Origin of the sequence: Alkalicoccobacillus porphyridii (genome assembly GCF_007293315.1) — a bacterium.
Classification (GTDB): Bacteria; Bacillota; Bacilli; order Bacillales; family Bacillaceae_D; genus Alkalicoccobacillus; species Alkalicoccobacillus porphyridii.
The window spans coordinates 152,956-167,008 of record NZ_VLXZ01000006.1 but is presented as its reverse complement, the minus strand read 5'-3'; the positions used below and the strand labels follow the sequence as shown (position 1 = coordinate 167,008).

Genomic DNA, 14,053 nt, shown 5'->3' with positions numbered 1-14,053 from the left:
CTTACCTCCACATTCATTGGTCCATTAGATCACTTATCTTTCCTGCGAACCCCTTGCTTTTAACACCGATCACCACTCGCTCTGCTTTACCAATGGCACTACCAAGTACAAAACGATCCGCCCCTACTTTGTATGGAATGTCATAATGCTGACATTTGTCCTGGATCTTCTTAGCGGTAGCAGCTGATGCATCAGCTGAGATCAGAACTAAATAGACGTTCTTTCGTCTTATATCATTAATGACCAGCTCTTCGCCAGATACTAACTCTCTCGCTCTAGCCGCTAGTCCTAATAAAGATATCCACTTCTCTCTGCCTACTTTCATGAGTTGGCGTTACCTTTTGGTCTTGATGCGAGAAGCTCATCATACTGCAAAGGGGTAAGTGTTACATTTAGATGCCGAGAAAGAACATCTTTCTTTTTAGCAAGTATAAAAACCTGCTCATCATTTGTTAGATACGCACCACGGCCATTCTTTTTCCCGGTAGGGTCAAGCTCTACTACCCCTTCCGGAGAGCGAACAATGCGTATTAGTTCTTTTTTAGGCTTCATTTCATTGGTTACTACACATTTTCTCAAAGGAATTTTACGCTGGCTCACGAATTCATCTCCTTTGTGACACTATTCCCGCTCAAAAGAAGTATAATCCGAAGAATCTTCAAACGTATTCTCATCGGATTCTGGAACGGGCTCAAAATCTTTTTCTTCTAATAAACCTAGTTCTTCAGCCTCTGATTCACTCTTAATGTCAATTTTCCAACCGGTCAATTTAGCTGCCAAACGGGCATTTTGGCCACGTTTACCAATGGCTAATGATAGCTGGTAATCAGGTACAATCACTTGAGTCATTTTATCTGTTTCATTCACATTAACGCGAACAACTTTAGAAGGACTAAGTGCATTTGCTACATATTCCACAGGGTCTTCAGACCATTTTACGATGTCTATCTTTTCCCCTTTTAGCTCATTCACAATCGTTTGAACTCGTTGTCCACGAGGTCCAACACAGGCTCCTACTGGATCAACCTCAGGGTTATCAGAGTGAACGGCGATTTTAGAACGATCTCCAGCTTCACGAGAAACAGATTTAATTTCTACTGTTCCATCGTAAATTTCCGGAACTTCGAGCTCAAATAGTCGCTTTAATAATCCAGGATGAGTGCGGGAAATCAAAATTTGTGGTCCCTTTGTTGTTTTCTCTACTTTCGTTATAAACGCCTTCATTCGATCATTATGCTTATAGCTTTCATTTGGCATTTGTTCATTAAGTGGAAGAAGAGCTTCCACCTTACCTAGATCAACATAAATAAAACGATGATCCTGACGCTGAACAATTCCCGTCATAATGTCTTCCTCGCGGTCGATAAAATCGGAATAAATGATGCCGCGTTCAGCTTCACGCACTCTTTGGGTTACGACCTGCTTTGCGGTTTGCGCAGCAATCCGTCCAAAGTCCTTTGGTGTCACTTCAATTTCAATCACATCATCCAAATCATAGTTAGGATCCATTTGATGTGCTTCATCCAAAGTAATTTCTAGGCGCGAGTCAAATACCTCTTCAACCACTACTTTACGTGCAAAGACACGGATACTACCGTTGTCTCGATTTACATCAACACGCACATTTTGCGCTTGACTAAAATTACGTTTGTATCCGGAAATAAGTGCTGCTTCAATTGCTTCAATAATAATATCTTTTTTAATTCCTTTATCATGTTCTAATGTAGTTAATGCTTCCATAAATTCAGTATTCATCACTCATTGTCCCCCTTTCAGACTTAGGCCAACATTAAAATAAAATGGCTAAACGCGCATTCGCGACTTTTTTATATGGAATCTGATAGACTTTCTTTCTTGTTTTGACTGTGACCTCAAGCTCAACGGTTTGTCCATCGAAGGATACAAGTGTGCCTTCAAAGGATTTTTGGCCATCAACTGGCTCGTAGGTTGATACAGCTATATATTTTCCGATGGCTTTCTCAAGATCTGAGGCCTTTTTCAGCGGTCGTTCTGCTCCAGGCGAAGAAACTTCAAGAAAATACGCTTCCTCAATTGGGTCTGTACGATCAAGCTCCTCACTCAGTCTTTCACTCACTGCTCCACAATCATCTAAGTCAACGCCTGATTCAGAATCTATAAACACACGTAAAAACCAATTTGGCCCCTCTTTCTTGTACTCAATGTCTACGAGTTCAAGATTAAGTTCAGCTAAAATTGGTGTCACAAGACTTTCGGTTATTGATGTGACATTCCTGCTCAAACTTTACCCTCCTAACATTCTATCTCCTAAATCTGACTTACAAATGAGACAGCACAAAAACGAAAGAGTGGGTTGCCCCACTCTCCTCCGAACGTATTCTAAGTATTACCATATTAAGATTAGCATAAACACCGTGTGTTTGCAACCGATCGCGCGTTGCGAATGGTTATCAGAAGAGCGAAAGCTGATTGGAATCTGGTAATCCTTCTAAGCAACCATGCTCGTCTAAATTCTCAACAACGGTTTTGGTTAATTTACTACGCTGCTGCAGATCTTCTTTAGAAAGAAACTCTCTTTCTTTGCGTGCACGTACGATATTGTGTGCTGCGTTAGTCCCTACTCCTGTTAGTGAGTTAAATGGCGGCAATAAACTCATGCCATCCACAATAAACTCCTCAGCTGCTGACCGATAGAGATCCGCCTTCTGGAAAGAAAATCCACGTTCGCACATTTCCAAGGCAAGCTCCAGCACGGTCAGTACGGCCTTCTCCTTAGGTGCTGCATCTAACCCTTTTTTGTTTATTTCATCTATCTTCGCTCGAATGGACGTTGACCCTTTAATCATCGTATCCATGTCAAAATCATCAGCTCGAACAGTGAAATAAGATGCATAATACAAGATTGGGTGATGCACTTTAAAGTATGCAATCCGAACAGCCATCAAAACATACGCAGCGGCGTGCGCTTTCGGGAACATATATTTAATCTTTAAGCAGGATTGAATATACCAATCTGGTACATTATGCTTTTTCATTTCATCAATCCACTCAGGTTGAAGCCCTTTTCCTTTTCGTACAAACTCCATAATTTTAAAAGCGAGTGATGAATCAAGCCCAGCATAGATTAAATACACCATAATATCATCACGACAACCAATTACGTCCTTCAGTTCACATGTGCCGTTGTAGATTAATTCATTGGCATTGTTCAGCCATACATCGGTTCCGTGTGATAGGCCTGAAATTTGCACGAGCTCTGAGAATGTACTTGGTTTGGTTTCCTCGAGCATCTGACGAACAAAACGTGTTCCAAACTCTGGGATACCAAGTGTTCCCGTTTTACACATAATCTGTTCTTCGTCTACACCAAGTACATCCGGACTACTAAAAATCTTCATAACCTCTGGGTCATCCGTTGGAATCGTTTTTGGATCAATGCCACTTAAATCCTGTAGCATTCGAATAACCGTCGGATCATCGTGACCAAGAATATCTAATTTAAGCAGGTTATCATGAATCGAGTGGAAGTCAAAGTGGGTGGTTTTCCATTCTGAATTCTTATCATCTGCTGGAAACTGGATTGGACTGAAATCATGAATGTCCATATAATCAGGGACAACAATAATTCCACCCGGGTGCTGCCCGGTTGTCCGTTTTACTCCGGTGGTACCAGAAACGAGTCTATCGATTTCTGCCCCACGCATAATCAGATCATGATCACCCTGATAGCCTTTCACATATCCATAGGCGGTTTTTTCAGCAACCGTTCCAATGGTTCCTGCTCGATACACATATTCCTCACCAAACAATTCCTTTGTATATTGGTGAGCACGTGGCTGATAGCTTCCAGAGAAGTTTAAATCAATATCGGGTACCTTATCCCCTTTAAACCCAAGGAACGTTTCAAAGGGAATATCTTGACCATCCTTCACATAAGCCGTACCGCACTCAGGACAATCCTTGTCTTTTAGGTCATAGCCTGAAGCCACACTTCCATCATCAAAGAATTCAGAATGTCGGCAGCTTGGACAGACGTAATGTGGCGCAAGAGGATTGACTTCTGTAATCTCCGTCATTGTTGCTACAAGAGACGAACCGACTGAACCACGAGATCCAACAAGGTAGCCATCAATTAAGGACTTTTTAACGAGCTTGTGAGAGATCAGGTAGATAACGGCGAACCCATGGCCAATGATGCTTTTTAGCTCTTTTTCCAATCGTGCTGTTACGACCTCAGGCAATTCTTCTCCATAGATGCTTTTGGCACGATCATAGCTCATCTGTCTAATTTCTTCATCTGCCCCATCAATTTTTGGTGCATATAGATCATCTGGCACTGGTTGAATACCATCCTCGACTCTGTCGGCAATAGCATTTGTCTGAGTAACAACAATATCTTTAGCTGTCTCTTCCCCCAAGAATGAAAAGAGCTGAAGCATCTCCGTTGTTGTACGGAAATGAACCTCAGGGAGCTCCTGACGATTCAAAGGATTGGCCCCACCTTGAGAAGCAATTAAGATCTTTCTATTAATGTAATCTTCCTTCTGTAAGTAATGAACATTTCCGGTTGCTACAACAGGTTTGTTCTGCTTCTCTCCAAGCTTCACAATATTTGAGATGATCTCTTGGAGTGATTTCTCGTCTTTGACTAGTTCCCGTTCAATCAAATGCGCATAATTAGTAGGAGGCTGTACTTCGAAATAATCGTAAAAGGCAGCAATGGATTCAACCTCATCTGCTGACTTCTGCATCATTCCCTCAAATACTTCCCCTTTATCACACGCCGAACCAATGATTAAGCCCTCACGATGCTTACTAAGCTGTGATCGCGGAATTCTTGGGGTACGGAAAAAATAATCAACATGTGAGATACTGACTAGCTTATAGAGATTCTTAAGGCCTTCTTGAGAAGTCACTAAAATGGTGCAATGAGACGGACGCTGACGGTGGAAGTTACCTTGTCCCATATGCTGATTGATCTCATCATGGGAGAGAATTTCCTTTTCTCTAGCATCCTTCACCATTTTCCATAGGAGATAACCTGTGGCCTCTGCATCATAAATCGCCCGGTGGTGACTGACCAGTTCAATATCAAACTTTTTACACAATGTGTTTAATCGGTGGTTTTTTAGTTCTGGATACAGGAAACGCCCAAGCTCCAATGTATCAATAACCGGATTCGTTACTTCTCCTTTATTGATCTTCTTGTACCCTACATTCAAGAAACCAATATCAAAGCTGGCATTATGTGCAACAAGCACACTGCCCTTAGAAAATTCATAGAAATCCTTTAATACATCCTCCACTTCAGGCTGTCCTCGTACCATATCATCCGTTATACCCGTAAGGTTCATGATTGTATGGCTTAACGGTTCATGCGGATCAGCAAAAGACTCAAACCGATCAATAATCTCGCCGTCTTTAATTTTTACTGCGGCTAGTTCAATAATTGTATTGTAGACAGCAGATAAACCAGTTGTCTCTACGTCAAAAACAACGTATTCCGCGGTCTCAAGCTGAATCGGTTGCTCATTATAGGCAATTGGCACTCCATCATCTACAAGGTTTGCTTCAAGTCCAAATAAAAGTTTCACACCATGCTTTTTGCTCGCAGAGTAAGCCTCTGGAAAAGCCTGTACGACTCCATGGTCGGTAACAGCCATTGCTTTATGTCCCCACTGAGCCGCTTGTTGTACATATCTACCGGCATTGGTCATCCCGTCCATCTGACTCATAGAGGTATGAAGGTGAAGCTCGACTCGTTTTTCCTCTGCATCATCTGTAATAACGTCTGCTTCAATTTGATTAATGTCATTCGCAATCATCACGAGATCACGTACAAACGTATCGTTTTGAATACCTCCACGAACTTTAAGCCACATTCCTTTTTTTACTGCCTGTAAAAGTGGAAGGTCTTCTTTATCACGAGAGAATATCTTCACTAAAATGGAGTCGGTATAATCGGTTATTTTAAACGTTAATAATGAACGACCACTGCGAAGCTCACGAATTTCAGAGTCAAACACCAATCCTTGTACCGTAATTCGTCTTTCTTCATCTACAATACCTTCAATTGGTGTAGCCTCATCCTTAATTGGATAACCAATCGTAAGTGATTTACCCTGGACATCTTTGGCTGCTTGCTCCTCCGCCTTTTTCTTCTCCATCATTGCTTCAACCACTTTAGAGTGATCTTCTTCTTCACGATTTTTAACAAACTCCTCAAATGCCTGCGATGACTCCTGGAAGGTTGCTTCAAGCTGAATATTTGGTAGACCAAATGAAGTAAGACAATCATTTAGTGGCTGAGCAAGCTTTCTTTTAAGTGCAGTCGCTTCCGTTTCATTCCGCACCTTAATCGTAACCAATCGCCCATCAAAAGCCGGTGTTTGATTTTTTAAAAGCGTGCGTAGAGCATCTGAGATATCTGTAACCTCAGCGACGATTAGAGGCCAATAGCCATGCCAGATTGAATCAGTAGGTTCACTGCTTTCATAGATGAAGCTATGGTTCACCTCTGCTATATGTTTAAATGTATGAGTAAGTCTTTCTTTAAATAATTGGTAAATGGAAGCTGGTACTAAATGGTTCATTGTGATATAAAAGTGCCAGCTTTTTTTCTGTTTAGAGATAACAAGCTTCTTAATATACCCATCTTTAAAATGCTCTGATATGATTTCATCAGGCATCTGAATCTGATTTAACAGTAGCTGAAGCCGTTCCTGTCTTGTTTCTTTATCTAAGTCGATTGTCTGCACCCCCTAAATCTTTTTATCAAAAGAAAAAGGGCTGATTCAATTACGGATCAGCCCAAACATGCTCTTAGTTTGAGAGCTCCTGCAGCTTTGATTGTAATGTTTCTGCAAGATCATCTACATGTACGTCTATTGATTCACCAGTGGAACGAACCTTTAGCTCTAGGAACCCTTCATCTGCACGCTTACCAACAGATACTCTTAATGGAATTCCAATTAAATCTGCATCCTTAAATTTAACGCCTGCTCGCTCTGGACGATCATCATATAATACGTCCCAGCCGTCTTTCTTGAGCGAAGAATAGACTTGTTCAGAAAGGGTAGCTTGTTCTTCATTTTTTGAATTTAGTGTCAGCAAATGAAGCTGAAATGGAGCGACAGCGATTGGCCAAACAATACCATTGTCATCATGATGCTGCTCGATGATAGCGGCAACCGTACGTGAAACACCTATACCATAGCAGCCCATTTTAAAAGGATTTGCTCGTCCATTTTGATCTAAAAAGGATGCACCCATAGAATCAGAATAGAAGGTACCCAACTTAAATACTTGCCCAATTTCAATCCCTCTAGCAAATTGAATTGTCCCTTCTCCATCAGGAGATGGATCCCCTTCTTGAACCAAGCGTAAGTCAACGTATGATTCAATTGTTAAATCACGGTTGAGATCAACCTGAATGGCACACTCATCCGCTGTACTTGAATTCATTAAAAATCCTGATTGACCCTCTAAGGCATAATCAGCATATATTTTTAACGATGTATTACCTAAGGCAGTAAGTTGACCGGCTTCAACTTTAAACTGTTCTTTAATCTCATGCTCGCCTAGCACAGTTAATGATTTTGCATGTAGCTCATGCAAGGATTTAATTTCATTTAATTCATGGTCAGCACGAAGCAAAAGCAATGCAAGTTCCTCATCGATTTTAACGGCGAGTACTTGAACGGTTCTTGAAAGCGGCCATTCAAGCTGTTGCGCAGCTTCCTGAATTGATGCTGCTGCATTTACTTTGGCTGAACTAAGAGGCTGTGACGTTTCTTCACTTCTAGTTGTTACTCGTACACTTGTTGCCATTTCAAGATTTGCTGCATATGAGGATGAGTCAGAATACGCAATCGTGTCCTCCCCAACCTCAGCTAAAGCCATAAATTCAAATGTATCCTTGCCTCCCATTGCTCCTGAATCGGCAATGACCGCACGGAAGGTTAAGCCAACTCGAGTAAAGATTCGCTCATAGGCTTTATACATAGCTTGATAGGTTTCATCCAAACTCTCTTCTGTATCGTGAAAGGAATAGGCATCCTTCATAATGAATTCACGACCTCGTAATAAACCAAAACGAGGGCGGCGTTCATCACGAAACTTCGTCTGAATTTGAAACACATTTAAAGGTAGCTTCTTATATGAGCCAATGGCATCACGAATAATACTTGTGATCACCTCTTCATGTGTAGGTCCTAACGCAAAATCACGCCCGTGACGATCCTGAAGACGTATTAATTCATCACCCATTTTATCCCAACGACCTGTTTCCTGCCATAATTCAGCTGGGTGTAAGCTAGGCAGCGTTAACTCCTGAGCACCTACAGCTTCTAATTCCTCACGAACAATTGACTCTACTTTAGCAATGACACGCTTAGCAAGCGGGAGGTACGTATATACTCCAGCAGCGGTCTGTCGAATCATCCCCGCCCTTAGCATGAGCTGGTGGCTGATTACATCCGCATCAGAAGGCACATCTCTTAATGTTGGTACTAAAAAGGTCTTCTGTCTCATAACTGTATAGTCCCTTCTATGATTCTTTCTTCTACATAAACAGCTTGCTTATATCATTCCATGTAACAACAATCATCAGAAGCATAAGGAAAGCAAAACCAACAAACTGAATCATTCCTTCTTTCTGAGGATCGATGGGTTTTCCTCTGACTGCTTCATATCCTAAGAATATTAGTCTGCCTCCATCCATCGCTGGAATTGGGAGAAGATTAATAATTCCTAGGTTAATGCTTAGAAGGGCAGCAAATGTAACCAGTGTGATAATTCCCATCGATGCAGCTTCACCAGTTATATTATAAATACCAACAGGTCCTGCAATATAGTCAAGTGAGAATTGGCCAGTAATAATGGTTCCAAGTGTTTTAAAAATAGAAATGGCTAGATCATAAGGTTGAATAAAGCCTTGCATAATCGCACCTGTAAAAGTTCTTTCTGAAGTAGGTCCGACACCTAATTGACCAATTTGCTCTGGTCCCAAATCAACAGAAGCCGTCTCTGCATCAACTTCAACGATACTTCCTTCTCGTTCAATGGTTAAGGATAGGGTTGAGTCTGGATGAGCTTCAATATTTTTTCTGACCGCTCTCCAAGAATTTGTTTCATTACCATTAATACTTTGGATTACATCACCAGCCTGCACGCCTGCCGCATCAGCGCCAGAACCTTCCGCCACAAATGATACCTGATTTGTGTTTACACCCTGTATTCCAGCAACCACAACAAATAAGATAAATCCAAGTACAAAGTTCATGAGTGGGCCTGCAAATATGGCCATGGCACGTTTGCCAACAGACTTAGAGCCAAATTGACGATTTAATGGTGCTATTTGATTAGGAACCTCGTCTTGAATCACATCAGCACGCTCATGGACGTGATAGACTACTCGCTCACCCTCGTCATCAAACGCCTCGATGACCAAATCTTTTTCTAAATCGATATACTCCACTTGAACAACCTGTGCTTCAGGGTGCTTTGACTTATTATTGACATAGATTTTTGTTACTTTTTCTTCATCGTTTAAGACCAGTCCAATTTCATACCCTGGCTTAATTGATACTTGTTCAGGATCCTCTCCTGCCATCCGTACAAAGCCACCAATTGGTAGTAAGCGGACCGTATAAATCGTCTCATCACGCTTAAAGGAAAAGAGCTTTGGCCCCATTCCAATCGCAAATTCACGGCAGAGAATTCCGGCTCTTTGAGCAAAGTATAAATGCCCCCATTCGTGAACAAATACTAGTACACTAAAAATCACCAGAAAAGAAAGTAATGTATTCAATGTTAATCTTCTCCGCCTTTCTTGCTACAATTTAGATTGAACAAACTGTCTCGTTTCCTCATCAGCATGAATGATTTCTTCAAGGCTTGGACTATGTATACGTTCATGCCTGTTCAACGAATGCTCAATGAGGTCTTCAATCTCTAAAAATGAAATTTGTTGATTTAAAAAAGCAGCGACTGCAGCTTCATTTGCCGCATTCAGCACGGTTGGCATAGTTCCAGCACTACGTCCTGCCTCATAGGCAAATTTCATACAACGGTAGCGATCCATGTCCAACTTATTAAAATGCAGTTTCTCCATTTCCCACAAGTTTAACCTCTCACCCTTCTCTCGTGCAAGTCGATTCGGATAAGTTAATGCATATTGGATCGGAACACGCATATCTGCTGTACCAAGTTGAGCCATAACACTCTTATCTACAAATTCTATCATAGAATGTATAATACTCTCTCTGTGCATTAAGACATCAATTTGATCATAAGGGATTCCAAACAGCCAATGAGCTTCAATGACCTCGAGGCCTTTGTTCATCATGGTTGCAGAATCTATTGTAATCTTAGCACCCATGGACCAGTTAGGATGCGCTAATGCTTGCTCAACGGTAACGCCGTGAAGTTCATCTCTAGTCTGGTCTCTAAAGCTGCCACCTGATGCCGTAACAATAAGCCGTTCAATTGTTTTTGGATCTTCCCCATTCAACGCTTGAAAAATGGCTGAGTGCTCACTATCTACAGGAATAAGGGATACTCCATGCTTATTCGCTTCGGTGGTCACAATATGACCAGCAGTTACTAGCGTTTCTTTGTTAGCAATAGCAATATCTCTTCCAGCCTTGATTGCTGCGAGAGTTGGCTTTAATCCTACGCTTCCAATTACAGCATTCACAAGTATATCAGCATCTTGATGGCACGCAACCTCCATCAACCCGTCTTCCCCAGAGATAACCGTGACGGAAGCTGGTACTTCTTTTTTTATTAAATCAACATCTTCTTCTCGTTGCACACTTACTAAAGCGGGCTGAAACTCTTGAATTTGCTGAATCGCAAGTTCTATATTTGTCCCACAGGACAAAGCAGTAAGCCTAAAGAAATCTGGATTGGTTCTAATGACATCAAGAGTCTGCGTCCCAATAGACCCGGTTGACCCTAATAAACTAATGTATTTCAAACATCTCACTCTCCCTACGTACCTAAATGACTTAGATTAATTGAATTAAATGAAGGATAGGCATCACAAAGATAAGACTATCAAACCGATCTAAAATCCCACCATGACCAGGCAACACATTACCTGAATCCTTCACTGCGTAATGCCGCTTCAAAGCAGATTCAACTAAGTCACCAATTTGGCCAAAAACGGACGCAACCAGCATGATGACGAGAGCTGTTGAGAAAGATATGTATGTAGATAGGTCGGGAAGTAGTAGATAAAGCACCGTACCGACTATGATGGCAAACACAACTCCGCCTAATGATCCTTCAATCGTTTTATTTGGACTGATATCTGGCCACAATTTATGTTTACCAATAGCTCGTCCAACAAAATAGGCTGCAGAGTCTGTAGTCCAAATAAGCAGAATCACAAAAAATACAAGCACCATGCCTATTTCTGCAATATCACGCGTAAGCATTAAATAATGGAAACCAAATCCGACATAAACGGACGATAGCACAACAAACCCAACCTCATCAAACGTAAACGTGTTTTTAGTTAAAACTGTTAACATTAGCATGATAAGGATAAAGAAGATAAACAGTTCAACCTTTGTAAATGCGTAAGGGAAAATCGCTTCAAACCAATTTTGTGGAACGAGTAAAATCCACATGGAAAGAAGCGCTGTTATACCAGTTAAGGAAAAAGCCCGCATTTTTTTCATTCTTAATAATTCAATCATTGCTATGGATGCTACTACACTTACAGCTAAGCTGAAAAATGTACCTCCCAAAGCAATCATCGTAATCATAACAACTCCAAACCCTATACCTGTAATAATACGTTGCTTCATACTAAATGAGCCCCCTTAAGCCTAAACCCCGCCAAATCGGCGCTTTCTTTTCTGATAAACTGCAATGGCCTCCATGAAATCCTGTTCTTTAAAATCCGGCCATAAGACGTCAGTAAACCAGAATTCACTATAGGCAAGCTGCCAAAGCATGAAGTTGCTTAAGCGAATCTCTCCACTTGTTCGAATTAATAAATCAGGATCTTTAAGCTGTGAGGTCATTAATTGCTCATGGATATGCTGCTCACTAATCATGTCGGCGCTTAACTCACCACGTTCTACCTGCTTACCGATAAGCTTCACTGCCTCAACTAGCTCAAATCGACTTCCATAGTTTAAGGCAAAGTTAAGAATCATTCCTGTATTATGCTTAGTATCCTCAATGGCTTTCTCTACGGCACTTAGTGTATAGCTTGGCAAGTCTTCCGTCGTACCCATTAACCGTACCTGTACATTATTCTCAATTAGCTGCGGTAACTCTGCATTAAGGAATCGTTCCGGAAGACGAAGCAGGTAATCCACTTCTTTTTTTGGTCGCTTCCAATTTTCAGTTGAGAACGCATATAATGTTAATACTTCAATCCCTATATTACTTGCTATGCGTACCGTACTTGTAACGGTCTTCATTCCTTCTCTATGTCCGGCTATTCGGGGTAATCCTTTTTGCTTGGCCCATCTGCCGTTTCCGTCCATTATTATGGCGACATGCTGTGGAAGCTGCCCTTCCTCTGCTTGATCAGATAGATCTGTTGCAGCTAAGTTTGCTTTCCATTTCGTAAATTTCTCAAGCATCATTGCGCCCTCCATCTATCGTACAATACGTAAATCATAAGAATAAAAAACCCCCTTAAAATAGAGGGTCTTATTCTTGATTCATTTTACATGGAAATCGCTTATACTTCCATAATTTCTTGTTCTTTTTGTTCTGCCTCTTTATCAGTGTTAACAATATACTGATCCGTAAGCTTTTGAATGTCGTCTGTAGCCGAGCGTAAATCATCCTCGGTTAATTCTCCATCCTTTTGCTGCTTTTTCAGATCGTCATTTGCGTCACGTCGAATGTTGCGAATTGCCACTTTTGTTTCTTCAGCGGTTTTTTTGACAACCTTCACTAATTCTTTACGACGCTCTTCTGTTAAAGCTGGAATCGCAATTCGAATAAGCTGTCCATCGTTTGACGGCGTAAGGCCTAAATCCGCTTTTTGAATGGCACGTTCAACATCTGAAATAGATGACTTGTCAAAAGGCTGAATCACTAACAATCTTGCTTCTGGCACGGAAATCGTGGCAAGCTGATTAAGAGGTGTTAGTGCTCCGTAATACTCAACCGTTACACGATCAAGCATTGCCGGGTTAGCCCGTCCTGCACGAAGCTTAGCTAATTCTCTGCGCAATGATTCAATCGCTTTTGTCATTCGTTCCTGAGCTTGCTGGTTTACATCTGACATTAGTTTGCCCCCCTCACAATGGTTCCAATCTCTTCTTTCAGTACAGCTCGTTTAATGTTACCTTCTTCCAAAATTGAGAATACCACTAATGGAATATTATTGTCCATGCATAAGGAGGAAGCTGTGGAATCCATGACAGCAAGGCCTTCCTTAAGTACGTCCATATATGTAATTTCAGTGTATTTGACTGCATTTTCATCTACTGATGGATCTGCACTGTAGACACCATCAACTTTATTCTTAGCCATCAAAATAACTTCTGCTTCAATTTCAGCTGCGCGTAAAGCTGCTGTTGTATCAGTTGAGAAATAAGGGTTCCCAGTACCTGCCGCAAATATCACTACACGTTTCTTTTCAAGGTGACGAATCGCTTTTCTTCTAATATAAGGCTCTGCGACTTGACGCATTTCAATCGATGTCTGGACGCGAGATTGCACCTCGATGTCTTCAAGGCTGTCCTGTAATGCAAGTGAGTTCATAACGGTTGCCAGCATCCCCATGTAGTCTGCTGTTGCACGGTCCATGCCCTTAGCACTGCCTGCCATTCCACGCCAGATGTTTCCACCGCCAACGACGATAGCGACCTCCACATCTAATTCTACAATTTCTTTTACCTGTCTCGCTACTGATTGAATAACAATTGGATCAATTCCATAGCCAAGATCTCCCGCAAGAGCTTCCCCACTTAACTTAAGCACGACTCGATTATATTTGTTCATTGTTACCTCCATCAACTTTACGCGAAGTCTATTTAATTTATTGAGTCAATTATATCATTTCGTCTGAGATACTTAACTCCGTTTGCAAAGA

At 41.4% G+C, this 14,053-nt stretch carries 12 protein-coding genes; all 12 read right to left on the bottom strand.

The genetic code is table 11. The features are described from left to right. Positions 1-13: 13 nt before the first annotated feature. The 12 genes from FN960_RS11630 to pyrH all read right to left on the bottom strand — a co-directional run bounded on the left by FN960_RS11630 (position 14) and on the right by pyrH (position 13,962). The gene (locus FN960_RS11630; protein ID WP_143848892.1) at positions 14-325 is read right to left on the bottom strand and encodes a YlxQ family RNA-binding protein; all 312 of its coding nucleotides are present in this window, start codon (positions 323-325) and stop codon (positions 14-16) included. Beyond that, positions 322-600: an RNase P modulator RnpM gene (gene rnpM, locus FN960_RS11625; protein ID WP_143848891.1), complete on the bottom strand. Its 279-nt coding sequence runs from the start codon at positions 598-600 to the stop codon at positions 322-324. Before rnpM ends, FN960_RS11630 begins: the two co-directional genes overlap by 4 nt. A gap of 21 nt (positions 601-621) precedes the next feature. After that, positions 622-1,755 carry a transcription termination factor NusA gene (gene nusA, locus FN960_RS11620; RefSeq protein ID WP_143848890.1) on the bottom strand — a complete coding sequence of 378 codons (1,134 nt, stop codon included), beginning with the start codon at positions 1,753-1,755 and terminating at the stop codon, positions 622-624. Positions 1,756-1,789: 34 nt separating this feature from the next. Then, positions 1,790-2,260, bottom strand: coding sequence for a ribosome maturation factor RimP (gene rimP, locus FN960_RS11615; RefSeq protein WP_143848889.1), 471 nt, complete (start codon positions 2,258-2,260; stop codon positions 1,790-1,792). 169 nt (positions 2,261-2,429) lie between these two features. Continuing rightward, positions 2,430-6,728 carry a PolC-type DNA polymerase III gene (locus tag FN960_RS11610; protein WP_143848962.1) on the bottom strand — a complete coding sequence of 1,433 codons (4,299 nt, stop codon included), beginning with the start codon at positions 6,726-6,728 and terminating at the stop codon, positions 2,430-2,432. Positions 6,729-6,801: 73 nt separating this feature from the next. After that, the gene (locus FN960_RS11605) at positions 6,802-8,511 is read right to left on the bottom strand and encodes a proline--tRNA ligase (protein WP_143848888.1); all 1,710 of its coding nucleotides are present in this window, start codon (positions 8,509-8,511) and stop codon (positions 6,802-6,804) included. A 31-nt stretch (positions 8,512-8,542) separates the two neighbouring features. Then, the gene (gene rseP / locus FN960_RS11600; RefSeq protein ID WP_143848887.1) at positions 8,543-9,790 is read right to left on the bottom strand and encodes an RIP metalloprotease RseP; all 1,248 of its coding nucleotides are present in this window, start codon (positions 9,788-9,790) and stop codon (positions 8,543-8,545) included. A 24-nt stretch (positions 9,791-9,814) separates the two neighbouring features. Continuing rightward, positions 9,815-10,960, bottom strand: a complete 1,146-nt coding sequence (gene dxr / locus FN960_RS11595; protein ID WP_143848886.1) for a 1-deoxy-D-xylulose-5-phosphate reductoisomerase — start codon at positions 10,958-10,960, stop codon at positions 9,815-9,817. 31 nt (positions 10,961-10,991) lie between these two features. Continuing rightward, complete coding sequence (locus FN960_RS11590) at positions 10,992-11,798, bottom strand: phosphatidate cytidylyltransferase (RefSeq protein ID WP_143848885.1); 807 nt, start codon at positions 11,796-11,798, stop codon at positions 10,992-10,994. A 21-nt stretch (positions 11,799-11,819) separates the two neighbouring features. Further along, positions 11,820-12,587, bottom strand: a complete 768-nt coding sequence (uppS, locus tag FN960_RS11585; RefSeq protein WP_143848961.1) for an undecaprenyl pyrophosphate synthase — start codon at positions 12,585-12,587, stop codon at positions 11,820-11,822. A 101-nt stretch (positions 12,588-12,688) separates the two neighbouring features. Continuing rightward, positions 12,689-13,243 (bottom strand): ribosome recycling factor, encoded by a 555-nt coding sequence (gene frr / locus FN960_RS11580; RefSeq protein ID WP_143848884.1) that lies wholly within the window; start codon positions 13,241-13,243, stop codon positions 12,689-12,691. Beyond that, the gene (pyrH, locus tag FN960_RS11575; protein WP_308419954.1) at positions 13,243-13,962 is read right to left on the bottom strand and encodes a UMP kinase; all 720 of its coding nucleotides are present in this window, start codon (positions 13,960-13,962) and stop codon (positions 13,243-13,245) included. Before pyrH ends, frr begins: the two co-directional genes overlap by 1 nt. Positions 13,963-14,053 lie beyond the last annotated feature (91 nt).

Bases quoted from the DNA above. Each gene is read 5' to 3' on its own strand.
- FN960_RS11630 (WP_143848892.1), bottom strand. From the start codon at position 325: ATGAAAGTAGGCAGAGAGAAGTGGATATCTTTATTAGGACTAGCGGCT.
- nusA (WP_143848890.1), bottom strand. From the start codon at position 1,755: ATGAATACTGAATTTATGGAAGCATTAACTACATTAGAACATGATAAA.
- FN960_RS11605 (WP_143848888.1), bottom strand. From the start codon at position 8,511: ATGAGACAGAAGACCTTTTTAGTACCAACATTAAGAGATGTGCCTTCT.
- FN960_RS11590 (WP_143848885.1), bottom strand. From the start codon at position 11,798: ATGAAGCAACGTATTATTACAGGTATAGGGTTTGGAGTTGTTATGATT.
- uppS (WP_143848961.1), bottom strand. From the start codon at position 12,587: ATGCTTGAGAAATTTACGAAATGGAAAGCAAACTTAGCTGCAACAGAT.
- frr (WP_143848884.1), bottom strand. From the start codon at position 13,243: ATGTCAGATGTAAACCAGCAAGCTCAGGAACGAATGACAAAAGCGATT.
- pyrH (WP_308419954.1), bottom strand. From the start codon at position 13,962: ATGAACAAATATAATCGAGTCGTGCTTAAGTTAAGTGGGGAAGCTCTT.